Genomic DNA, 21,888 nt, shown 5'->3' with positions numbered 1-21,888 from the left:
GCGCCGGAGTGCGGCTAGAACGGCATGCGGCCGCGCGCCCGCCGTCCCGCGGAGCCGCTGCGTCCGACCGCTCGGGAGCTGGAGCTGAACGGCTTGCTGAACAGCCGCCCCAGCGGGCCGGGCGCCTTCGCTCCGGCCCGCGACCCGGCGCCCAGGGTACGCTGCGCGCCGTTCTGCGGATGGCGCGAGAGGCGGGGCAGGAAGAAGGCCAGCACGGCGAGGACGACACAGGCGGCGATGATGATTCCGATGATCATCGGGATCTCCCGGGGAGTCGGCGGAAGGGCACGTTCTCGGTTCCTGTTGACCGCGTGCCCCCTCCCCCGTCCGGACACACGCGGTCGCTTCCGACGTGACACGGGGGTGCCGTCTTCGGGGTGACTTTCCTGCCTCGGCCGGGTCGAGATCCGCACCGGGCGGCTCCGCCCCGCTCCCGCCCGGGGACCTGTCGGGGCATGAACCATCACGACGACGGCCCCGACCCCGCCCACCGCCGTCCCCCGGGGGTCAGCCGGACCACGGTGGAGGCGCTCGGTTCCCTGTCGAAGGCCCTGGAGACCACCGAGCGGGCCCGCGGCCACCTGTACGCCTTCCACCAGCTGACGGGCGGCGCGGACCTGGAGCTGGACCGGACGGTGGCCCTGCTGCGCGAGGCCGGTCACACCGAGTGGGCCGACCGGGTGCAGCGCGAGATCCTGGGCCGCAACGTCATCCCCGGGCACTGGACGTTCCAGATCGTCGAGGCGTACAACGGCACCTACTACGAACCGTTCCGGAACCTGGAACGGCAGGCCCTCGCCGACCTGGCGGAGGGCCGCGACCACCTGTACGAGGCCGAGATGAAGGAGGCCCGCCGGACCGCGGGCCACCCCGACCACACCGCCGGCCCCGACTGACCGGGGCCCGTGACACGGGGACGGTGCCGTTCGGACGGGGCCGCTCACGGTGCCGCCGGTGATCGGCGTGAACGCGGTGCGCTCGCCGGCTCCGTGGCCGACGTTCAGGCTCGGGGCGACGGCGGCGCGGATCTCCGAGGCGTGGGTGAGGGATGGGGCCGAGGCCGTCCTGCGGGCGCCGCGCCACCCGTACAGCCGTGAACCGCTCGACAGTGTCCCCCGCCAGGGGGAAGCCGACCCTACGGACCCCCCCACGCGTCCGTCACCCGGCCCAGTCCGACGCCTCGCCCAGAAGGCGGCGCACCGCCTCCAGGGCCGGGCCGCGGTCGTCGGGCACCAGCCCGATGCGGGTGCGCCGGTCGAGCAGGTCGGCTTCGTCGAGGGCTCCTTCGTGGCGGACCGCCCAGAGGAGTTCGGCCCCGGTGACGGGGTGGCCCTGCAGGACGGGCGCGGCGAGGCGCGGGTCCCGGGCGCCGAGCGCCTGGACGGCGCCCGCTTCGGTGCCGTAGCGCCGGACGAGACGGCGCGGCGCGGGGATCGTGCGCAGGAGCCGGGCGGGAGCCGCGCCGACCAGTGGCAGGGTGCCCGTGCGGCAGGGGGCCGCGGCGAGGCGGCCCGCCGCGACCGCCGCGTCGACGGCGTCCTCGGCCATCCGCCGGTACGTGGTGAGCTTGCCGCCGACCACCGTGACCACACCGCCGTCCCCGGCGACGACCGCGTGCCGCCGGGAGAGGTCGGCGGTCCCGCCGCCGCCCCCGCCGGGGGCGGTGTCCAGCAGGGGGCGCAGTCCGGCGAAGGCGCCGGCCACGTCCGACCGGTGGACCGGGACGTCCAGCACGGAGCCGAGGACGTCGAGGAGGAAGCCGATGTCCGTCTCGGGAGCGGCCGGGACGTCGGGGAGGCCGCCGTCGACGGGCTCGTCGGTGAGGCCGACGTAGACGCGGCCGTCGCCCTGGGGGAGGACGAGGACGAAGCGGTTGGTCTCGCCGGGGACCGGGATGTGCAGGCCGGCGGGGAGCGCGCCGAGGCGCTCGGAGCGCAGGACGAGGTGGGTGCCCCGGGACGGCCGGACCCGGATGCCGTCGACCAGCCGGCCCGCCCAGACGCCGGAGGCGTTGATCACCGTACGGGCGCGGATCTCGCCCTCCGCGCCGGTGAGTTCGTCGCGGACCAGGGCGCCGGAGCCGGTCAGCCGCAGGGCCCTGACCCGGGTGAGGATCCGTGCGCCGTGGCCGGCGGCGGTGCGGGCGAGGGCGGTCACCAGGCGGGCGTCGTCGGTGACCTTGCCGTCCCAGGACAGCAGCCCGCCGCGCAGCCCTCCGGCGCGTACGGCCGGTGCCAGGAGGCGGGCTTCCGCCGCGGCGAGCCGGCGGGGCGCGGGCAGCGTGGCCCGCGAGGTGCGGGCCGCCAGGCGCAGTGCGTCCCCGGCCCGGAAACCGGCCCAGGCCAGGGCGGCCTGGCCGCGGGAGACCAGCGGGGTGAGGGGCAGGACGAAGGGCTCGGCGCGCACCAGGTGCGGGGCGGTGCGCTCCATGAGCAGTCCCCGCTCCACCGCGCTCTCGTGGGCGACGTCGAACTGCGCGGACGCGAGGTAGCGCAGGCCGCCGTGGATCAGCTTGGAGCTCCAGCGGGAGGTGCCGAACGCGAGGTCGTGGGCGTCGACGGCGGCGACGGTCAGCCCCCGGGCGGCCGCGTCGAGGGCGGCTCCGGCGCCGGTCGCGCCCAGTCCGACGACCAGGACGTCCACCACCGGCCCGCCCACGGCGGCGGCCAGTTCGCGCGAGCGGCGGGCGGCCGACAGCGACGAGGCGGCGGCCGGCGGTGCGGGTGCGGCGGTGCTGCCGGTGGGGCTCATGGCGTCAGGGTCCTCTCCAGGATGGTCCGCAGCTCCGTGAGGAAGGCGGCGGAGTCGAGCTCCGGGTCGTCCTCGTCGGTCATGGTCCGCAGCGACAGGGTGAACGACTGGACCACCAGGAGCAGGGAGCGGGCCTGCCGCTCCGGGTGACCGGGCCGTACCGAGCCGTCGGCGTGGCCCTCCCGCAGGGCGTCGGCGAGCAGCTCCAGCAGCGCCTCCTGGCTGGCCCCGCGCCGGTCGAGGACGTAGGGGAGGAGCAGCTCGGGATCGACGTCGACGATCTTGCGGAAGAGCGGATGGGCGCGGAAGGCGGCCACCCCCGCCACCAGGCCGTCCACCAGCAGCGCCCGGGCCGGCGTGCCCGGGCGGCGCTCCGGCAGGGCGGCCGTGGCCACGCCGATCCACTCACGGGTCATCAGATCGCCGACCAGGGACCGGACGTCGGGCCAGCGCCGGTAGAGGGTCATCCGTGAGACCCCCGCCCGGCGGGCCACGTCGGTGAGGGTCGTACGGCGGACCCCGACGGCCAGGACGCAGTCGCGGACCGCGTCGAGCACCGCGTCGCCGCCCGACTGGTTGTGACGAATAGGCGTCATGTGTCACAGTGTAACGCCCGGTGGGGCCGTGCCGAGACGGCGTCCCGCACACCGACCTGGAGGACGACACCGATGGACATGCTGTGGAGCGGCTGGGGCGACCCCGCCGCGGCGACGCCGCTCCCCGACACGGTGACCGGGCTGCTGCGCGACCTGCTGGGCGTCACACCGCGCGGCACCGGCCCCGTCGCCCTGGAGGAGATCGCCGTCCCCGCCTCCCCGCTCGGCGCCGAGGCGCGCCGCGCCCTGCTGTCCGCCGTCGGCGGGCAGGCGGAGCACGTGCGCACCGACGCCGAGTCCCGCATCCGGCACACGCGCGGCAAGTCCACCTCCGACCTGCTGCGGATCCGGGGCGGCGAGGTCGACGACGTCCCGGCGGCCGTGGTGCTCCCGGCCGGGCACGACGAGGTCCTCGCCGTCCTGCGGGCGTGTGCCGCGCACGGGCTGACGGCCGTGCCGTTCGGCGGCGGCACCTCCGTCGTCGGCGGCCTCGCGCCCGCCCGGCGCGGCGCCGCCGTCGCCCTCGACCTGCGCCGCCTGAACGGCCTGCTCGCCGTCGACCCGGTCTCGCGGACCGCCACGCTCCAGGCCGGACTGCGCGCCCCGCACGCCGAGGCGCTGCTGGCCGGACACGGCTTCACGCTCGGCCACTTCCCCCAGTCCTACGAGTGGGCCACGCTCGGCGGGTTCGCCGCCACCCGCTCCAGCGGACAGGCCTCCGCCGGCTACGGCCGGTTCGACGACATGGTGCTGGGACTGACCCTCGCCACCCCCGAGGGCACCGTCGAGACGGGCCGCGCCCCGCGCTCGGCCGCCGGCCCGGACCTGCGCCAGCTGCTGCTCGGCTCGGAGGGCGCGTTCGGCGTGATCACCTCCGTCACCGTGCGCGTCCGCCCCGTTCCCCACTCCCGCCTCTACGAGGGCTGGCGCTTCCCGTCCTTCCGGGAGGGCGCCGACGCGCTGCGCCGGCTGGCCCAGGACGGGCCCCGGCCGACGGTGCTGCGCCTGTCCGACGAGACCGAGACCCTCGTCGGCCTGGCCCGGCCCGACGCCATCGGCTCCGCCGCCGCGCGGGAGAGCGCGGGATGCCTGGCCGTGGTGGGCTTCGAGGGCACCGCCGAGGACACCGCCCACCGCCGCGACCGGGCGGCGGCGGTGCTGCGCGAGGCCGGCGGAGCGCCGCTGGGGGAGGAGCCCGGCCGGCACTGGGCGCGCGGCCGCTACTCCGCCCCGTACCTGAGGGACGCGCTGCTCGACGCCGGCGCCCTCGCCGAGACCCTGGAGACCGCCGCCTTCTGGTCCCGCCTGCCGGAGCTGTACGCCGCCGTCCGGAACGCCCTGACCTCGGCCCTGACCGACGCGGGCACCCCGCCCCTGGTCATGTGCCACATCTCGCACGTCTACGAGAACGGCGCCTCCCTGTACTTCACGGTCGTCAGCGCGCAGGGCGACGCCCCCCTCGCCCACTGGACCCGCGCCAAGCACGCGGCCAACGACGCGATCCTCGCCGCGGGCGGCACCATCAGCCACCACCACGGCGTGGGCGCCGACCACCGCGACTGGTACGCGCGGGAGGCCGGCCCCCTCGCGGTCGACGCCCTGCGCGCCGTCAAACGACGGCTGGACCCGGCCGGAGTGCTCAACCCCGGAGTCCTGCTGCCCGCGGACTGACAGCCGCCCACCGCCCCCACCACGCGCGCCCCTCACCGCCCGTCCGCCGACAGCCCGGAGGCACTCGATGCGACAGTTCACCGCCGTCGTCAACCCCACCGCAGGCGGAGCCACGGGCGCGGCGGCGCTCCTGGCCGTGGCCCGGCTGCTGCGCGGGGCGGGCGCCGAACTCGACACCGTCTACAGCCGCAGCCTCGCGCACGCCCGGGACCTCGCGCGGGAGGCCGGTGACCGCGGCCGGGTGGTGCTGGCGGTCGGCGGGGACGGCATCGCGGGCGCGATCGGCGGAGCCCTCAGCGGGACCGGCGCGGTCCTGGGACTCGTACCGGCAGGGCGCGGCAACGACTTCGCCCGGGCCCTGCGCCTGCCCACCGGGCCGGACGCCCTGGCCCGCGTGCTGCTCGACGCCGAGCCGCGGCCCGTCGACACCATCGAGGTGCGCTCCGCGGCGCACGACCGCACCGTCGTCCTCGGCAGCGTCTACGCGGGCGTCGACGCCCTCGCCAACCGCCACGCCAACCACGCCCGACTCCTGCGGGGCGCCGCCGCCTACTACGCCGGAGGGCTCCGCGCGGTCGGCACCTGGCGCCCGGCCCAGTACCGGGTGACGGTCGACGGCGTGGAGCACGCGCACCGCGGATACACGGTCGTGGCCGCCAATTCCGGCTTCTACGGCTCGGGCCGCGTCATCGCCCCCGACGCCAGGATCGACGACGGTCTGCTGGAGGTCGTCCTCATCCGGCACGCCCCGCGGCGCCTGTTCTTCGCCCTGATGAACGAACTCAAGTCGGGCACCCACGTCCGCCGCCCCGAGGTGAGCGTCCTGCGCGGGGCGCGGGTCCGCATCGAGGCCGACCGGCGCGTGCCCTACGGCGCCGACGGCGAGGTCGAGGCCGACCTGCCCGTCACCGCCACCGTGCTGCCCGGCGCCCTGCGGACGCTGTGCTGAGCGCACCGACCGGCACCGGCGCGGAGGTGTCAGCGGCGCGCCGGGGGCTGCCACTCCAGCAGCAGGATCGTGGCGTCGTCGCGGAGATCGCTGCCCTGGGAGTCGAGGATGGAGTGGATGAGCCGGCGCAGGGTCTCCGGTCCCGGCTCGCCGGTGGCCGCGGCGCGGATGACGTAGTCGGCGAAGCGCTCCAGGCCCATCAGGGAGCCGTCGTGCATCCGGGCCTCCGTCACCCCGTCCGTGTACAGCAGCACCCGGTCGCCGGGGTCGAGCTGGATGTCCTGGGTGAGGCGGGGCCGCGTCAGCAGGTTCACCAGCCCCATCGGCGGCTCCGCCTCGCCCGTCATGGCATCGGCGAGGAGCTGCTGGTCGCGGATCAACAGAGGCGGGGGATGACCGCAGTTGGCCCACCGCAGCACGCCGGTGCGCAGGTCGAGCTGGGTGAGGACCGCCGTGCAGAACTGGTCCGGCAGCCACTGCGCCAGTGCGTCGTCCACGTTCTCCACCAGCCCCGGCAGGTCCACTCCGGTACGGCGCGCGTTGCGGCAGGCGGCCAGCGCCACCGCGGTGGTCAGCCCCGACGCCAGGTTGTGGCCCATCGCGTCGAAGACGGAGGCGTGCAGCGTGGTCTCGGTCAGCGAGTGGTCGAAGGCGTCGCCGCCGAGTGCGTAGGCGGGTTCCAGGACGGCCGTCGACACGGCGCCGGCGTTGCCGATGGTGCGCGGCGGGAGGAAGGCCCGCAGCATCTCCGACGGCAGCTCCATGCGCTCGGTGCGGGTCCGCCGGACGAAGGTGTCCTTGTACGTCCGCCGCGAGGTGATCATCATGGCGAGGAGCCCGGCCAGCGCCTTGCCGCGGACCAGCGTGGCGGTGGTGAGCGCCGGGGTGTGGACGGCCAGTACGCCCAGCCGCTCCGCCCCGTCCAGCAGGGGGATCCAGGCGGTGACGACGTCCTCGCCCTCGGACTCCTGCACGCGCAGTGACTCGGTGCGGTAGGCCCACCCGGCCAGCGAGCCGTCGATGGGCAGTGCGGACGACACGTCGGTGAGCGGTACGAGGTGACGCTGCTGGAGGTCGGAGAGGTAGACCACGCAGTGGTGCAGTCCCAGAGCCTTGGCGCACCGCGCGACCGCCGTGGACAGGTCGACGGTCAGATTCCGCCGGTCGGCGAGGAACTCCTCCAGAGGTTCCTCCCGAGGCTGAGCCGACACGCCGTCACCACCTCGCCTCCAGGTCATCCCGACAGCAGTCTCACACCGCTCCCGTCCGCGCGCACGCTCGACGGGACGTCCGGGGCGCCGCCGCGCGGACCTGGGGGAACACCACGTCGTCGGGGTCGCGCACGCGGTGCGACGGGGCCCGTCCGCGCCGTCGGCGCGGACGGGCCCCGTCGGGGTGAGGGCGCCCCTTCATGGGCGCTGCTGCTTCATGGGTGCCACCGCATGGGTGCCACCGCATGGGTGCTACTTCACGGAGCGGACGAGCTGGACGGCTCCGGCGCCCAGTGCGGCGGCGATCCCGCCGAAGAGGAACAGCGCGCCGTAGTTGCCGCCGCCGCCGATCGCCAGGAAGGCGGGAGCGACGATCGGGACGAGGGACTGGGGGAGCGCGTTGCCGATGTTCAGCACGCCCATGTCCTTCGCGGACTCCTCGGGGTTGGGCAGCACCGCGGCGGCGAGGGCCATGTCGACGGCGAGGTAGAGGCCCTGGCCGAATCCGAAGACGGCCAGGGAGACGGCGTACAGGGTGAAGGACTGCGCGGTGGCGAGCAGGGCCAGGCTGACGCCCATCACGAGGGACGAGCCCAGCACGTAGGGCTTGCGCCGGCCGGAGCGGTCGGAGAGCTGGCCGCCGAGGACGGAGCCCACGATGGTGGCGGCGACCATGACGACGGTGCCGACGAGCACCTTGTCGGTGACGGCGTCCGCGTCGTAGCCGAGGCGGTCCATCAGGAAGTACACCTGGTAGCTGGTGACGCAGGAGGCGCCGGTGAAGACCAGGAAGCGGCCGGCGAAGTTCCAGGCGAAGTCGGGGTGCCGGCGCGGGTTGACCCAGAAGCTGCGCAGGAAGGTCCGGACCGTGTACGGCGCGAAGGCGCCGGGGCGGGCGGGCCGGTCCTTGATCGTCACGGCGAGCAGGACGACGGTGGCGAGGCCGATGGCGCCGGGCACCAGGAAGGCCAGGGCGAGCGAGTCGCTGAAGACCTGGGCGAGGACCGTGCCGGCGACCATGGCCAGGGAGATGGTGAGGCCGATGACGCCCGAGACACGGGCCTGCTGCCGGGGCGGGATCAGGTCCGGGACGCACGACGTCAGCGCGGCCAGGCAGGCGTTGATGCCGAGCTGGGCGACCGCCCAGCCGAGCATCAGCAGGGGGACGCTGCTGCCGGCGGCGACTATCGTGAGACCCACCAGTCCGGCGGCCATGCCGCCCACCAGCCAGGGGCGCCGGCGCCCGAAGCGGCTGGTGGTGCGGTCCGACAGGGCGCCGAAGACCGGGTTGCCGAGCATCGCCAGCAGCGCGCCCAGCGAGAGGACCTGGCCGAGGGCGGTACCGCGGTCGGCCTCGGGGACGATCTGGCTGACCCGGAGGGCGAGGGTCACCATGACCGGGGTGAGGACGGCGACGTAGGCGCCGAACTGGGCCAGTGCCAGGGCGAGCACCAGCCGTGCGGGTGCTGGGGTCTCGTCGCCGCCCGGCCGAGCCGCGGAGGGATCGGCGGGGGAGACGGAGGGGCCGTCGGCCGGGGCCGGTGTGGCGCCGAGCGGGGCGTCATGGCTCATGGTCATGGCGGTTCTCCATGGGGACGGGGCGGCGCCGTCGCCGCTCCGCCATAGGGAAACAGGAAAACCGAGTAGGTAGTAGGTTTCTCGCGAGTGGCTTGAATCACCCTGCACGGGGCTTGAAACATTCGGTCCGATGGCCCGTGTGACCATCGGTCACCCCACGGGCGCCGGAACAGGCACCGCCCGCCGGGGAGACGGGGTCCGACCTGCTGGGAAGCGGCTGAGGGCGGGCTGTGGACACCCGGGCGCCAGGCTCTAGGGTGACGGGCATGCACACAGAGAGCAGGAGGGGCGCCGACCGGGCGGTTCGCGGGTCGTACGCCGTGGGGGACGAGCGGCGGCTGCGCATCCTGGACACCGCCGTCGAGCACTTCGCCCAACGGGGGTTCCACGCCTCCTCCCTCGCCAGGATCGCCAAGGACGCCGGCCTCACCCAGGGCGGGCTGCTGCACCACTTCCGCAGCAAGGAGGACCTTCTGGTGCAGGTCCTGGAACGCGCCGAGCAGCACGACAGGGAGCGGTTCTTCGCCCGGCCGTCCGAGTCGGCCGCCGCCCACTACCGGACCCTGCTGCACCTGGTCGCCCACAATGCCGCCCGCCCCGGCCGCACCCGTATGTTCAACCTCCTCGCCGCCGAGGCGGGCGACCCCGGACATCCGGCCCACGCGTACTTCGACCGCCGTTACGCCGAACTCGCCTCGATGGCGTCGGACACGCTCCGGCGGGCCGTCGCGCAGGGCGAGCTGAAGCCCGACGTCGACATCCCCGCCGTGATCGACGAGACCGTCGCGGTGATGGACGGGCTCCAGCTCCGCTGGGCGCTCGCACCCCGGGACTTCGACATGGCGGACCGGTTCCGTGCCTACGCCGACCGTCTGCTGCGCGCGATCACCCGTGCGGGGACCGGGCTGCCGGCCACGTAGGGGAGGGGGTGCCGCGGCGCCCGGAAGGAGGAGTGGCGGTGCGGTCCGCCGTTCCGCAGGCACGCTTCGCGGCGGAGGGGGAAGCCGGTCCGTCATGGAGGCAACGACACGCACCCGGCTGTGCGGCCTCGTCCTGCTCCCGCCGGCCCTCGCCCTGATGACGGCGTGCGGAGGCGGCGACCCGGACGGAACCGCCCCGCTCGCCGTGGCGGAAGGCGCCGACGGCCCGGACGGAACCGTCCCCCTCGCCGTGGCGGAAGGCACCGACGGAGCGCCGCCGGCCTTTCTCATCACGACGGAGAACGGACTGCGCCTGCGGCCGGCGGAGGGCGAACGGCTCGCCGTGGACCGGCGCGTCGACCGCCGTGTCACCCACCGGGACGGCACCTGGGTCGTGGACCTGTCCTGCGCCGCGCCCGGGGACCGGAAGGGGCAGGCCGAGGGGGAGGAGGCCTGTCCCCGGATGCCGGAGGTCGACGTCCCGGCCGGCGCGGTGGTCACCGTCCTCGCCCGCAACGCGGGTGTCGAGGCGGTGGGCGTCGACGCCGAGCTGGATCTGAGCACGGTCGACGGCGACGTCACCGTGGCCGGTTCAGGACGCGACGACGCCCGGCTGCGGCTGGCCACGCGCAACGGCTCGGTCGCCGCCACGGCCGTCCGGGGCTTCGAGGTCCAAGCCCACACCGTCAACGGCGACGTGACACTCGGATGCGCCTACGCGCCGGACACCGTCGGCGCGTCCACCACCAACGGCTCGGTCGGCGTCTCGGTGCCCGCCGACGCCCCCGCCTACCGGGTCACCGCCAGGACCGCCAACGGCCGTCCGTCCGTGACCGTCCCGACCGGCGGCGCCGCCGAGGGGCGCAGCATGACCCTCACCACCGTCAACGGCGACGTGACGGCCGCCCGCGGGTGAATCCCGCCGCGGCGGTCGCCCGGACGCGACCGCCGCGGTCGACGCCCGGCACGCCCGGTCCCGTTCCGGCCCCGCTCGCCCGCCCGGTGCGCGGGGCCGCGCGACAGGCCGACCCGGGCCCGCCGCCCGACGGCCGGCCCGTGCGGGGCGGAGACGGGGCGTGCCCCGGAGCGGTGGGCGGGGCGTCTCCCGGCGGGGCGTCGGGCCGGGAGACGCCCCGCGCCTCAGGCGCAGGCCCAGGCGTTCATGCCCTGGAGGGCCGCGAGGCGCCGGGCCACGGCGATCTGCTCCCGCTTCGTCGCCAGGTCCGCGCGGGGCGCGTACTTGAGCCCGCCGGCCGCGACCCAGCTGGACTGCGTGAACTGGAGGCCGCCGTAGTGGCCGTTGCCGGTGTTCGCATGCCAGTCGCCGCCCGACTCGCAGCGCGCGATGGCGTTCCAGTCGGCGTCCGCGGGCGCGGCCGCTCGGGCGCAGGGCGCCGAGAGGACCAGCAGGGTGGCGAGCGGCAGCGTCAGTCCCAGCGCCGAGCGGGCTGCCTTCAGCGGTCCGCGGTCGTGACGCCGCCCGCGTTCGTTGAGTGAAGTCATATCGACTGACAGTAAGGATGGAGTCGCTGCGGGGGCGCTCCGACACTCCCGCGTCCGGACAGTCCCCCCGTCGGCGGTGCCGTGGACGGCCGGACGGGTGACGGTGATCGCCGTGCGGGGGCGAGGGGGCCGGTGATCCCTCGCCGGTGGCCGCAACGGTCCCCGCCGGTCGTCCCGGTCCGCCGGCCGTCGGTCACCCCGGGTCCGCTGGCCGAGGTGGCCTGTCGGGCGCCGAAGGTCCGCCGCTCCCCCCAGGGGTCGAAGGTCCGCCGCTCCCCCCAGGGGTCGAAGGTCCGCCGCTCCCCCCAGGGGTCGAAGGTCCGCCGCTCCCCCCAGGGGCCGAAGGTCCGCCGCCCCCCAGGGGTCGAAGGTCCGTCGGTCCGCCCCCCGCGGAGCCGACGGTCCGTCGTCACTCCCCGGCGGTCGACGGGTCCGGGGGTGCGCCCCAGGGCATCTCCAGCACGGCCCGCAGTTCCGCGACGGACCGTTCGCCTATTCGCTCGGCCAGGACGCGCTCCAGCCCCTCCAGGACGGCCGTCGCCCGCTCATGGGCGCGCCGGCCCTTCGGCGTACGGCGGATCAGCACCTGGCGCGCCGACGCGGGGTGCGGTGCCTGTTCCAGCAGGCCCATGGCGATCAGGGTGTGCGCGGTTTTGTGCGCGGTCTGCCGGGTGACCCCCATGCGCCGCGCCAGCTCGGACACCGTCGTGCCCCGCTCGTCCAGGGCGGCGAACAGCTGCAACTGGGTCGACGACACCTGTTCCGCCCCGGCCGCCTCCAGGGCCGCGAGCAGGGCGTCCTCCAACCATCTGCGTGCCTCGCCCAGCAGTTGCGGCAGGCTGCGGCGTCCGGCGTCCATGAGCTCCTCGGCATCGGAAGGGGAAGGGAAAAGGAAAACGTCAGCGAAGTCTTGCACATCCCCCGACTCGTATGTCAGCCTCACTGACATTCGAGCCGAATCGAGGAGACCCATGACCTTCGAGTACGCGACGCCCTACCGCCGTGCCTCGCAGATTCCCCCAGAGCCGGGCAAGCCGTACTTCATCGAGCGGGGCATGGGTGACCGTGCCCACCTGTTCACGGACCTGTTCACCGTCTACGCGGGCGGGGAGCAGACGGAGAACACGTTCAACTTCTTCACCTGCGAGGGCCCCAAGGGCGACATCATCCCGGCCCACTCCCACCCGGACACCTACGAGGTCTTCTTCATCACCGACGGCGCGGTGCGGCTGTTCGTGGAGGACCTGGAGGGCGAGCAGTACGAAAAGCTGCTGACGGCCGGCGACTTCGGATTCGTACCGAAGAACTGCCCGCACGCCTACCGCATCGAGCGCCACCACAGCCGGATCGTCGGTGTGGCCGCGGGCCCGGGCGGCACGTTCGAGCGGTTCTTCGAGAACCTCGGCACGCCCACCGAGGAACTGGGCCTGCCCCAGAAGCCGTACGTCCCCGAGCCGCAGAAGTTCGGCACCGTGCCCCAGCGGTACGACGTGAACTTCCTCCCCGGCCACAAGTGGCGCACCCATGAGTCCTGAGCCGGACCTGCGGTCCCTGATCGCGGCGCCCCACCCCGACGAGGCCCCGCTGCCGCCCGCCGCGGTCCTCGCCGACGGCGTCCGCCTCCTGCGCGGGGTCCCCTACGCGGACGTCCCGGGTGTCCGCCCGCCGGAGCTGGACCTGTGGCTGCCGGCGGAACGCCCCGGCGGGCCGCCCTCGCCCCTGGTGCTCTTCGTGCACGGCGGCGGCTGGCGCCGGGGCCGGCGCGAGGAGATGGGGTACCGGATGCGCCAGTGGGAGCCCGGCCCGTTCGCCAGGCTCGCCGCCGCGGGCCTGGCGGTCGCCTCCGTGGACTACCGGCTCAGTGGCGAGGCGGTCTTCCCCGCCCAGCTGGACGACCTGGCCGGCGCCCTGCGCTGGCTCGTCCGGCGCGCCCCCGAACTCGGTACGGACACCGGCCGCACCGTGGTGTGGGGCGAGTCGGCCGGCGGGCACCTCGCCTCGATGCTCGCCCTGACCGCGGACGCGCCGCCGGTGCGCGGTGCCGTCGCCTGGTACGCGCCGAGCGACCTCACCCGCTACGGCGACGACCCCCGCACGCCCGAGGCGCTCCTGCTCGGCGGGGCCCCCGCCGACGTGCCCGACCGCGCGCGGGAGGCCAGTCCCGTCACCCACGTCGGCCCGGCCGCTCCGCCCTTCCTCCTGGTGCACGGCGAGAAGGACTCCATGGTCGACTGCGACCACAGCCGTCTGCTCGCCGCCCGCCTCGGCGAGGCCGGGGTCCCGGTGGACCTGTGGACGCTCCCGGGCGCGGACCACGTCTGGTACGGGCTGTCCGACGACGAGGTCGAGGACGTCTTCGCCCGCACGCTGAGCTGGATCCAGCGGCTCGTCGGGTGAACCACGGCCCCGTCCACGCCCCGCCGGCGCCCGCCGCCAGCCGGGCGTGGACGGGGGACCGCGACGCACCCGCCCTCCCCCGGAAGGCACGGCGGGACCGGCCGGCCGCCGTCCGTGGGACGGGCGGAGCCGCGCGGCCGCCCGCACGACTCCGCGCGGGCCGGTCAGAAGCCGTACGCCGCGGCGGGCAGCCCGAGCGGTGCCGGCGGCATCTGCGTCCAGATCGTCTTGCCGGTCGACGTGTAGCGCGTTCCCCAGTGCTCGGTCATCTGCGCCACGAGGAACAGGCCCCTGCCCCCTTCGTCCTCCGTGGCCGCCCTGCGCAGGTGGGGTGAGGTGTGGCCACCGTCCGACACCTCGACGATCAGCCCCCGGTCCCTGATCAGCCGCAGGCGGACGGGGGCACCGCCGTACCTGATCGCGTTGGTGACCAGTTCGCTGACGACGAGTTCGAGGACGAACGACGTCTCGTCCGGCAGGCCCCACCGGGCGAGCTGGTTCCGGGCCAATGACCGGGCCCGGGCGACCTCTTCCGAGTCGGCGGGTATGTCCCACGTCACCACCAGGTCCTCGGCCAGCGCGTGCACGCGCACGAGCAGCAGCGCCGCGTCGTCCTCGGGCGACCGGGACAGCAACGCACCGACGACACCGTCGCAGGCTTGTTGCAGCGGGCCGGACCCGACCTGGGACAGCGTGGCGCACAGGGCGCTGATGCCGGCGTCGATGTCCTGCCGGCGGTTTTCGACGAGCCCGTTGGTGAAGAGAGCCAGCACGCTGCCCTCGGACAGGTCGAACTCGGTGCTCTCGAAGGGGAGGCCGCCCAGGCCCAGCGGTGGTCCGGAGGGAAGGCTCATGAGCTCCGTGCGGCCGTCGGCCGTGACGAGCGCCGGGGGCGGATGACCTGCCCGCGCCATGACGCAGTGCCGGGAGACGGCGTCGTAGACGGCGTAGAGGCAGGTCACGCCCAGCGCCTGGTCCTCGTGCGCGAGGTCCGCCGAGGGCGGTGCCCCGGCGCGGGCCACGAGGTCGTCGAGGCGGGCCAGCAGTTCGCCGGGCTCGAGGTCGAGTGCCGCCAGGGCGGCGACCGTGGTGCGCAGACGGCCCATGGTGGCCGCGGCCCCCAGGCCGTGCCCCGCCACGTCCCCCACGACGAGTCCCACCCGGGCGCCGGAGAGCGGGATCACGTCGTACCAGTCCCCGCCGACGCCGGCCGGTCCCGCCGCGGGCAGGTAACGGTGGGCGATCTCCACTCCTGTCGGCCGGGGCAGGCCGTGCGGCAGCAGGTCGCGTTGCAGCGTCAGCGCGGTGGCGTGTTCGCGTGCGTAGCGGCGCGCGTTGTCCAGGCACACCGCGGTGCGCGAGACCAGCTCCCCGGCGACCGCCATGTCATCGGCGTCGAAGGGACCGCGCGGCGCGGTCCGTACCAGGACGGCCACGCCGAGCACGACGCCTCGCGCCGTCAGCGGTACGACGAGCGCGCCGGTCGCGGGGTCGACGAGCGAGACGGCGTCCGACAGGCAGCGCAGACGCGTGCCGTCCACGGCGTCCGCGACACCGCCCGCCGCCTCGTCGCACGCGCGATGCGCCACTCGCCGCAGCTCCGGGGCGGTGCCGAGGCCGACGGAAGGCGGCTCCTGGCCGCTCAGCACGGGCTCCAGCACCTCCACGGTGACCGCGTCCGCGAACTCGGGAACGACCAGCTCCGCCAGGTCCTCGCCGGTACGCCGGATGTCCAGGGTCGTGCCGATGCCCCCGCTCGCCCGGCTCAGCAGGGACAGACGCCCCCGTGCCGCGTAGCGGTCGGTGATGTCGAGGCCGACCTCGCACACCCCGATCGTCCGTCCGGCGTCGTCGTGCAGACGGAAGTAGGACAGTGACCAGAAGCGCTGACGGTGCGGATCGAGGCGGGTGGCGCTCTGGAAGCGGACGTCGGTCACCGGCTGTCCGGTCCGCAGGACGTCCCGGATGGGCTGCTCCACATCCCGCAGGACCCGGCCATCCGGGGAGAGCAGGACCCCTTCCGGCAGGATCTCCGGCACGCGCAGGCCCGCGGTCTCCTCCAGGCTGATCCCGAACTCCGTCTCGATGGCGTCGTTGATCCACTGCACCCGGGCGTCGGTGTCGTAGACGACCAGCATCACCGGTGACTGGTGGTAGAGCCCGGCCAGCACGGCCCGGTCGACGGTGCGCCGGTGCAGCCGTCCCACGTCCATCGCCACCATCAGCCACAGGTCCCGGGGGAGCGGGCCGAGGCTGAGCGCGACCGGCAGGGCACGGCCGTCACGGTGGCGTATCGACCGGATCCCGTACGCCCCGGTCGGGCCCGGTGCCTCCCGGCCGTCGACCGCGCGCGGCGCCGCTCGGACGAGGTCCGCCCCGAGGACGTCGTCGGCGGTCCGTCCCAGCACCTCCTCCGGCCGGTACCCCAGCAGGGTCTCCGCTTCGGGACTCCAGCCGACGAACCGGAACCGGGCGTCCAGTACGGCCGTCGCCCGCCCGGTCAGGAGGGATCCGGGTCCGAGACCGTGGTCGGGTCCTTGGCCGGGGCGGTGGGAGCTCGCGTGACCTGTCATCGCCGGCTCTCGAGTGTGGTCGGAAGGCCCTCGACCAGTTCACTGTAATGCCGAGCCCTTCGGTCCGCTCGGGTGCGGACGCAGGCGGCCTCCGGGAGCCGGCCGTCACCGCCGTCCGCGCCGTCACCACCGTCCGCCGTCACCACCGTCCGCCGTCCGCGCCGTCCGCCGTCCGGGCCGGTGGGACCGGCCGTGGGGCACTCCGGGCCGCCAGGGCGGCCGTCAGCGGGGCACGGGGCCGGTGTCCGCCGCCACGGCGTGCCGGGCACGCGGGGCGGCGAGGGCCCCGGCACCGAGGAGGGCGGCCGTGGCCACGAGGGCCGTGCCGGACCAGCCGAGCGCGGAGAGCAGCGGGGCGGTGGCGGCCGTGCCCCCTGCGCCGACGGCGAAGTACAGCACGAGGTAGACGCCGGTGAGGCCGCCGGCGCGGTCGGGGTCGAGGGCGACGATCCGGCTCTGGTTGGCCGCCTGGGCGGCGAAGCAGCCGGCGTCGAACAGGGCCAGCCCGAGCACGGTGACCAGCGGGTGGTGCAGACCGGTGGCCAGCAGGGCCGTGCCGGCCGCCGCGACCGCCATCGACGCGGCCATGACCCGGTGCGGCGCGTACCGGTCGGCCAGGCGCCCGGTGAACGGCAGCGCGGCGAACCCCAGGAGTCCGGCCAGCCCGTACAGGCCGATGGCGGTGGCGTCGAGCGCGTAGGGCGGGCGCGCGAGCGCGAGGGCCAGGCCCACCCAGACGACGTTGAAGGCGAAGTACCACAGTCCGCCGGTGAGCACGGCGTGGCGCAGCGGGCGGTGGCGGCGCAGCAGGGGAGCGAGTCCCGCGAGCGCGGCCGGGTAGCCGCCCCGCGCCCGCGGGCGCTCGCGGGGCAGCAGCCGGGCGGTGGCGAGCGCCGCGAGCAGGACGAGGCCGGCGAAGACCAGCAGCATGCGCCGCCACCCGAGGAGGTCGGCGACGGTGCCTCCGGCCCAGCGGCTCAGCAGGATGCCGGCGGACAGCCCGGTGGCGACGGCGGCCATGGCCGTGCCGCGCCGGCCGGGCGCGGCGTACCGGCCCGCGAGGGCACCGCACTGGGCCGCGACCCCGGCCGTGGCGCCGATGAGCAGGTAGGCGGTGAGCAGGACCGCCGCGTGCCGGGCGGTGGCGGCGACGGTGAGGGCCCCGGCGAGGGCGCACAGCTGGACCCCCACCAGCCGGTGCGGGGCGACCCGGTCGGTGAGCGGCAGCAGCAGCGCGAACCCGGCCGTGCAGCCGACGAGGGCGGCCGTCGGCACGAGCCCCGTCACCGTGGCCGACAGGCCGAGGTCGGCCGCCACGTCGGCCAGGGCGGGCTGGAGGGCGTAGTTGTTGGCGATCGCCGTCGCCGCCGTCGCGGCGAGCAGCAGGGTGCCGTGGCGGGGCAGGGCCTGGCCGCTCACGGCCGGTCGGCCTGCGCGCGGATGACCACGTACCGGCACTCGGCGTCGCCGTCGTTGGCGAAGGTGCACGGCGCGGGCTCGCCGAGTTCCACGGTGTCGCCGGGCCCGAGCGTGTGCACGGCGTCTCCCTCGTGGAAGGTCAGGCGGCCCTCCAGGACCCAGACGACCTGCCGGGCGAAGGCGAAGGAGGCCGCCGGGTAGGCCACGCGCGCCCCGGCGGGCAGCCGGATCTCCGCCGTCTCGGCGGGGAAGCCCGGTCCGGTGATCTGGCGCCGCCGGTAGCCGGTGCCGGGATCGCGCCACTCGGCGGTGTCCTCGCGGCGGCGCACGCCCCCCGGGCCGCCGGAGGCCGGCCGCGTCTCGCCCTCGGCGAGCGCCAGCAGGGAGGAGACGCTGAGCCGGAAGGCGGCGGACAGCTTGCCGAGCACGACGGCCGTGGGGCTGCTGTCGCCCCGCTCGATCCGGTTGATCATGGCCCGGGAGACACCGGAGGCCTCGGCGAGCTGGGTGAGGGTCCAGCCCCGGCGCTCCCGCTCGGCGCGGACACGGGCGGCGATCCGCTCCACCAGGGGATCTACTATGTTGGACATGGCGACAATATATGAGAAGGGCGAGGCGGTGCGGGTCCGCCGGGCGTCCGAGGCCGACGGTGAGGCCGTCCGCGCCATCCGCAACCACGCGGTGGCGACCTCCACGGCGCTGTGGACCCAGACCCCGCAGACCCCGGCCGACGCGCGGGCCTGGCTCGCCCCCCACCTCGCGCGCGGCTCGGCGCTCGTGGCCGAGGCCGGCGGCGAGGTCGTCGGCTTCGCGGTCTACGGCCCGTGGCGCCCGCTCGACGGATACCGCGACACCGTCGAGAACTCCGTCTACGTCCGTGAAGGCAGCCAGGGTCTCGGCATCGGCGGCGCGCTGCTGTCCGCGCTGATCGACGCGGCGCGCGACGCGGGCCACCACAGCATGATCGCCGGAATCGAGTCCGGCAACGCGGCGTCGGTCCGGCTGCACGAGCGGTTCGGGTTCACCGAGGTGGGCAGGGTGCCCGAGGCGGGCCGGAAGTTCGGGAAGTGGTTCGACCTCACGCTCATGCAACTGCTGCTGCGGGACTGAGAGCAGGACTGTCCGCACCTCATGGGGCCGGGGGCGGGCGCCTCACGAGGCCGGGGCGCGGCGCACTGCACAAGGCCAGGGGACGGGGCGTTCCGCCGGTCCGGGGCGGCACGTACCATCGGGCTACCCGTGAGTAAGTTCGTGCGTCCACCGGAGGAGCACCGTGGCGGCCCGCATCTTCACCGTGACCCGCAGCATCCTGATCGACGTCCCGCCGCGGACGGCGTACGAGGCGGTCAGCCAACCGGCCGACATGGGCCGGTGGAGCCCGGAGAACCTCGGCACGTCGGAGCGGACGCCCAGGGAGCGGGCGGTGGCGGGGACCAGGTTCGAGGGCCGCAACAAGCGGGGGCCGTTCCGCTGGACCACGCTGTGCACGGTGACGGCGGCCGACCCCGGGCGCCGGTTCGCGTTCCGGGTCCATGCCATCGGGCTGGACCGCCCCCGGCTGCGCGGACCGATCGCCACCTGGGAGTACCGGTTCGAGCCGGAGGGGCAGGGGGTGCGGGTCACGGAGTCCTGGACGGACGACCGGCGGGCCTGGCCGACCGCGGTGGCCCACGCCTTCGACCGGGCGGTGACCGGCGGCCGCACCTTCGCCGACTTCCAGACCCGCAACATCGACGTCACCCTGCGCAACCTGAAGCGGGAACTCGAGGCGGCCGCGCGGCCGTGAGCTGAACGGCGGCGTCGCGCGGGCCCGCACTGGCCGGACCGGCGGACCGGCGCCGGTGGAGCCGGCGGTCAGTGGGCCGGCGCCGGCGGAGTCGCGGGTCAGGGGACCGGCGCCGGTGGAGCGGCGGGCGGTCCGGTCAGGCGGTCAGCTTGGCGCGGACCGCGCCCGCGGTGGCCGCGGGACGGGCGGTGGCCCGCACCGACCGCCGCACCAGCCGGGCCTCTCGCCGGACCTCCCGCGCCGCGTGCCGCCCGCGCCACGCCAGGGACGGGTGGCCGGCGGTGTCCGCGGACGCGATCATCAGTCCGCCCAGCATCGAGGCGTTCTTCAGGAAGTGGATGCGCTGCTGGGCGCGCTCGTCGGCGTCCTCGATCTCCCAGAACCGGTGGGCCGCGAGGGTCGTGGGCACCAGGGTGGCGGCCAGGGCGAACGCGGCCACCCGCGGGACGCGGCCGGTGGCGAGCAGCAGGCCCGCCGCGACCTGCGCCGCCCCGTTGAGCCGCACGACGTCCTCCGTGCGGTCGGGAAGCGCCGTCACCCGTTCGGTGACGGGCCGTACGACGGACTCGGCGACCGGCGCGAGCTGCCCGGGCGCTCGCAGGGAGTGCAGGCCACCCGAGACGAACATCGAGGCCAGCAGGGGGCGGCCCAGCAGACGCAGCAGACTCATGGTCCTCTCCAGACAACGGTTGACCGGACACGGGACAGCGGCCACCGGGTTCCCCGCCGGGGCGCGGCTCATGCGAGGGGCACGCCGTGCCCCTCGGCCGGTGACCGGGCCGGGCCCGCCCCGCCCGCCGCGTCGGACACGTCGGGGCACCGCCGCCGGAACGCGGTGGTGCCGGCGCCAGGATCTCGGCGGATACCGTCGCCAGGATCTCGGCGGAGCCCGTCGCCAGGACCTCGGCGGAGCCCGTCGCCACGACGGGGCGGGTGCCGTCAGGTGGCGGCGTGCGCCGGGCGGGTCTCCCGGCCGCCGGGGTGGCGGTGGCGCCAGGTCCAGAAGACCGCGCACGACACCAGCGCCCATCCGGCCAGTACGAGGAACGGGAACGCGTGCTGGTGCCCGGCGAAGTACACCGCCGTGTGCTGGGCGTTCACCGAGGCGCCGGGCGGCAGCCAGCGGCCGATCAGGCCCAGGGGCGAGGGAAGCAGGGGCCACGACACCGCACCGCCCGACGAGGGATTGCCCAGCAGGACCATCAGCCCCCAGGTCGGCAGCATCGCCCAGCGGCCCACCAGCGTGTTGAACATGGTGAAGACCATCCCGCTCGTGAACAGCGTGAACGCCAGGATCAGCCATGACTCGACGAACGGCAGGTCCAGCGCGCCCAGCAGCCAGTCCACGGTCGCGGCGATGGCGAACCCGCCCAGCAGCGCGTACAGGGCGGTGAAGGCGATGCGCTCGAACGGGGTGAGGGCCCGCGCGTGCACGCTCAGCTGGATCGCGCCGACGAAGCCGATGATCACGGCGGCGAGCGAGATGTAGAAGATCGCCAGTCCTCGCGGGTCGCCCTCCTGGAGGGGGTTGATGTCCCGGACGGTGACGGAGATCCCGGTCTGCCGGCCCACGGCGGGGGCCGTCTCGGCCAGCACCTCGGCCACCGAGGCCCCGGACGCCGCGGAGAGGTCGAGCGTCACCCGGTCGTCCTCCCGCACGTCGAGGATCGCGAAGACCCGCTGCTCCTCCACCGCCGTCCTGGCCTCGGCCGCCGTGTCGTAGACATGCACCTTCACCGCCGCGTTCAGCGACTCCTCCAGCCCGTCGAGGAACCGCCGGCCCACGGCGGCCTGCCCGTAGTCGCGGGTGACCGCGGTGGGGATGGAGCGCGGCGTCGGATCGGCCATGGAGTAGGTGTAGGAGCCGGCGAACAGGGCCGCGGCGGCCGTCAGGATCAGCACGAGCACTGCCGCGGGCAGCAGCGGCGACTCCTTGAGCCGGGCCCGGCGCTGCGCGGGCGTCGGTGACGTACCGTGACCGGGATGTGGCGTATCGGACATACCGGTCACGTTAGCCGTGCGGCTCCCGCGGGTCACTCGGTCGCGGCCCGACCGCTCCTCATCGCCTCCACCAGGCGCGCCAGTGCCTCGAGGACCCACTCCCGGTCCTCTCCGAGGTTCGCCAGCAGGGCGACCTCGGCGGCGAGCTGGCGGGGGAAGAGGTCGTCGACGGCCCGGGCGCCGGCCTCCGTGATGGTGACCAGGGCGGCGCGGCGGTCGGCCGGGTGCGGGGTGCGGGTGACGAAGCCGCGTCGCTCCAGCTTGGCGAGGGTCTTGCTGACGCCCGCGCGGGACAGGCCCAGGTCGGCGGCGAGGCGGCGGGCGATCAGCGGGTCGGTGGCGTGGCGGAGCGGGACGAGCATGTCGACCTCGGGTGCCGTGAGGGGGGCGCCCTCGTAGAGGGGCTCCACGGCTCGGTCGAGCAGGCCGGTGGCGCGTTTGAGGAGCGCCACCAGCTCCATCGGGGAGGTGTCCAGGTCCGGGTTGCCCCGGGCCCACTGTGTGCGGACTTCGGCGGGGGAGGGAGGCATGCG

At 75.3% G+C, this 21,888-nt stretch carries 22 protein-coding genes; 9 read left to right on the top strand and 13 right to left on the bottom strand.

Features of this window, described 5'->3' with window-relative positions; translation table 11 throughout:
* Positions 1 to 14: 14 nt before the first annotated feature.
* A complete protein-coding gene (locus ACZ3KJ_RS32440; RefSeq protein ID WP_389518816.1) occupies positions 15 to 257 on the bottom strand; it encodes a DUF6411 family protein in 243 nt (80 codons plus the stop codon).
* Positions 258 to 455: 198 nt separating this feature from the next.
* Here ACZ3KJ_RS32440 and ACZ3KJ_RS32435 point away from each other — a divergent pair, with 198 nt between their 5' ends.
* Entirely contained in the window at positions 456 to 896 is a 441-nt protein-coding gene (locus ACZ3KJ_RS32435; protein ID WP_467532235.1) for a hypothetical protein, read from the top strand.
* A 262-nt stretch (positions 897 to 1,158) separates the two neighbouring features.
* On the opposite strand, the gene ACZ3KJ_RS32430 is transcribed toward ACZ3KJ_RS32435, so the two are convergent.
* On the bottom strand, positions 1,159 to 2,751 hold the full coding sequence (locus ACZ3KJ_RS32430) for a glycerol-3-phosphate dehydrogenase/oxidase (protein ID WP_467532234.1): 1,593 nt from the start codon (positions 2,749 to 2,751) through the stop codon (positions 1,159 to 1,161).
* The gene (locus ACZ3KJ_RS32425) at positions 2,748 to 3,347 is read right to left on the bottom strand and encodes a TetR/AcrR family transcriptional regulator (protein WP_467532233.1); all 600 of its coding nucleotides are present in this window, start codon (positions 3,345 to 3,347) and stop codon (positions 2,748 to 2,750) included. Before ACZ3KJ_RS32425 ends, ACZ3KJ_RS32430 begins: the two co-directional genes overlap by 4 nt.
* Positions 3,348 to 3,419: 72 nt before the next feature.
* On the opposite strand from ACZ3KJ_RS32425, the gene ACZ3KJ_RS32420 reads away from it, so the two are divergent.
* Together ACZ3KJ_RS32420 and ACZ3KJ_RS32415 are read left to right on the top strand one after the other, a co-directional pair.
* Positions 3,420 to 5,018, top strand: a complete 1,599-nt coding sequence (locus ACZ3KJ_RS32420) for an FAD-binding oxidoreductase (protein WP_467532231.1) — start codon at positions 3,420 to 3,422, stop codon at positions 5,016 to 5,018.
* Between the two features lie 67 nt (positions 5,019 to 5,085).
* Entirely contained in the window at positions 5,086 to 5,967 is an 882-nt protein-coding gene (locus ACZ3KJ_RS32415) for a diacylglycerol kinase family protein (RefSeq protein ID WP_467532229.1), read from the top strand.
* Positions 5,968 to 5,996: 29 nt separating this feature from the next.
* On the opposite strand, the gene ACZ3KJ_RS32410 is transcribed toward ACZ3KJ_RS32415, so the two are convergent.
* Together ACZ3KJ_RS32410 and ACZ3KJ_RS32405 are read right to left on the bottom strand one after the other, a co-directional pair.
* Positions 5,997 to 7,205, bottom strand: a complete 1,209-nt coding sequence (locus ACZ3KJ_RS32410) for a PP2C family protein-serine/threonine phosphatase (protein WP_467532227.1) — start codon at positions 7,203 to 7,205, stop codon at positions 5,997 to 5,999.
* A 225-nt stretch (positions 7,206 to 7,430) separates the two neighbouring features.
* Entirely contained in the window at positions 7,431 to 8,756 is a 1,326-nt protein-coding gene (locus tag ACZ3KJ_RS32405; RefSeq protein WP_467532225.1) for an MFS transporter, read from the bottom strand.
* A gap of 266 nt (positions 8,757 to 9,022) precedes the next feature.
* Between ACZ3KJ_RS32405 and ACZ3KJ_RS32400 the strand changes: the two genes are divergently transcribed.
* Both ACZ3KJ_RS32400 and ACZ3KJ_RS32395 read left to right on the top strand, forming a co-directional pair.
* Positions 9,023 to 9,676: a TetR family transcriptional regulator gene (locus ACZ3KJ_RS32400; protein WP_467532224.1), complete on the top strand. Its 654-nt coding sequence runs from the start codon at positions 9,023 to 9,025 to the stop codon at positions 9,674 to 9,676.
* Positions 9,677 to 9,770: 94 nt separating this feature from the next.
* On the top strand, positions 9,771 to 10,592 hold the full coding sequence (locus ACZ3KJ_RS32395; protein ID WP_467532222.1) for a DUF4097 family beta strand repeat-containing protein: 822 nt from the start codon (positions 9,771 to 9,773) through the stop codon (positions 10,590 to 10,592).
* Between the two features lie 224 nt (positions 10,593 to 10,816).
* On the opposite strand, the gene ACZ3KJ_RS32390 is transcribed toward ACZ3KJ_RS32395, so the two are convergent.
* Positions 10,817 to 11,179, bottom strand: coding sequence for a transglycosylase family protein (locus ACZ3KJ_RS32390; RefSeq protein ID WP_467532220.1), 363 nt, complete (start codon positions 11,177 to 11,179; stop codon positions 10,817 to 10,819).
* Positions 11,180 to 11,588: 409 nt separating this feature from the next.
* Positions 11,589 to 12,038 carry a MarR family winged helix-turn-helix transcriptional regulator gene (locus ACZ3KJ_RS32385; protein WP_467532218.1) on the bottom strand — a complete coding sequence of 150 codons (450 nt, stop codon included), beginning with the start codon at positions 12,036 to 12,038 and terminating at the stop codon, positions 11,589 to 11,591.
* Between the two features lie 112 nt (positions 12,039 to 12,150).
* On the opposite strand from ACZ3KJ_RS32385, the gene ACZ3KJ_RS32380 reads away from it, so the two are divergent.
* Both ACZ3KJ_RS32380 and ACZ3KJ_RS32375 read left to right on the top strand, forming a co-directional pair.
* On the top strand, positions 12,151 to 12,714 hold the full coding sequence (locus tag ACZ3KJ_RS32380) for a quercetin 2,3-dioxygenase (RefSeq protein ID WP_389518804.1): 564 nt from the start codon (positions 12,151 to 12,153) through the stop codon (positions 12,712 to 12,714).
* Entirely contained in the window at positions 12,704 to 13,576 is an 873-nt protein-coding gene (locus ACZ3KJ_RS32375) for an alpha/beta hydrolase fold domain-containing protein (RefSeq protein ID WP_467532216.1), read from the top strand. Before ACZ3KJ_RS32380 ends, ACZ3KJ_RS32375 begins: the two co-directional genes overlap by 11 nt.
* Before the next feature lie 164 nt (positions 13,577 to 13,740).
* Here ACZ3KJ_RS32375 and ACZ3KJ_RS32370 read toward each other — a convergent pair whose 3' ends face one another.
* The 3 genes from ACZ3KJ_RS32370 to ACZ3KJ_RS32360 form a co-directional block, all read right to left on the bottom strand.
* The gene (locus ACZ3KJ_RS32370) at positions 13,741 to 16,149 is read right to left on the bottom strand and encodes a SpoIIE family protein phosphatase (RefSeq protein WP_467532214.1); all 2,409 of its coding nucleotides are present in this window, start codon (positions 16,147 to 16,149) and stop codon (positions 13,741 to 13,743) included.
* A gap of 222 nt (positions 16,150 to 16,371) precedes the next feature.
* Positions 16,372 to 17,568, bottom strand: coding sequence for an MFS transporter (locus ACZ3KJ_RS32365; RefSeq protein WP_467532212.1), 1,197 nt, complete (start codon positions 17,566 to 17,568; stop codon positions 16,372 to 16,374).
* Complete coding sequence (locus ACZ3KJ_RS32360) at positions 17,565 to 18,158, bottom strand: helix-turn-helix domain-containing protein (RefSeq protein ID WP_467532210.1); 594 nt, start codon at positions 18,156 to 18,158, stop codon at positions 17,565 to 17,567. The genes ACZ3KJ_RS32365 and ACZ3KJ_RS32360 overlap by 4 nt, the downstream gene beginning before the upstream one ends.
* Here ACZ3KJ_RS32360 and ACZ3KJ_RS32355 point away from each other — a divergent pair.
* Together ACZ3KJ_RS32355 and ACZ3KJ_RS32350 are read left to right on the top strand one after the other, a co-directional pair.
* The gene (locus tag ACZ3KJ_RS32355; RefSeq protein ID WP_467532208.1) at positions 18,157 to 18,678 is read left to right on the top strand and encodes a GNAT family N-acetyltransferase; all 522 of its coding nucleotides are present in this window, start codon (positions 18,157 to 18,159) and stop codon (positions 18,676 to 18,678) included. The two genes, ACZ3KJ_RS32360 and ACZ3KJ_RS32355, sit on opposite strands and share 2 nt — an antisense overlap.
* 163 nt (positions 18,679 to 18,841) lie before the next feature.
* A complete protein-coding gene (locus ACZ3KJ_RS32350; RefSeq protein WP_467532207.1) occupies positions 18,842 to 19,354 on the top strand; it encodes an SRPBCC family protein in 513 nt (170 codons plus the stop codon).
* A gap of 136 nt (positions 19,355 to 19,490) precedes the next feature.
* Here the strand turns inward: ACZ3KJ_RS32350 and ACZ3KJ_RS32345 are convergent, their stop codons facing one another.
* From ACZ3KJ_RS32345 to ACZ3KJ_RS32335, 3 genes are all read right to left on the bottom strand, one after another.
* The gene (locus tag ACZ3KJ_RS32345) at positions 19,491 to 20,024 is read right to left on the bottom strand and encodes a DoxX family protein (RefSeq protein WP_467532205.1); all 534 of its coding nucleotides are present in this window, start codon (positions 20,022 to 20,024) and stop codon (positions 19,491 to 19,493) included.
* 269 nt (positions 20,025 to 20,293) lie between these two features.
* Complete coding sequence (locus ACZ3KJ_RS32340) at positions 20,294 to 21,355, bottom strand: ABC transporter permease (protein WP_467532203.1); 1,062 nt, start codon at positions 21,353 to 21,355, stop codon at positions 20,294 to 20,296.
* Positions 21,356 to 21,387: 32 nt separating this feature from the next.
* Positions 21,388 to 21,885, bottom strand: coding sequence for a MarR family winged helix-turn-helix transcriptional regulator (locus ACZ3KJ_RS32335; protein ID WP_467532201.1), 498 nt, complete (start codon positions 21,883 to 21,885; stop codon positions 21,388 to 21,390).
* Positions 21,886 to 21,888: the final 3 nt, after the last annotated feature.

The organism is Streptomyces sp. NPDC003248, from assembly GCF_055563235.1.
This window is presented reverse-complemented; position numbering and strand designations above follow the sequence as displayed.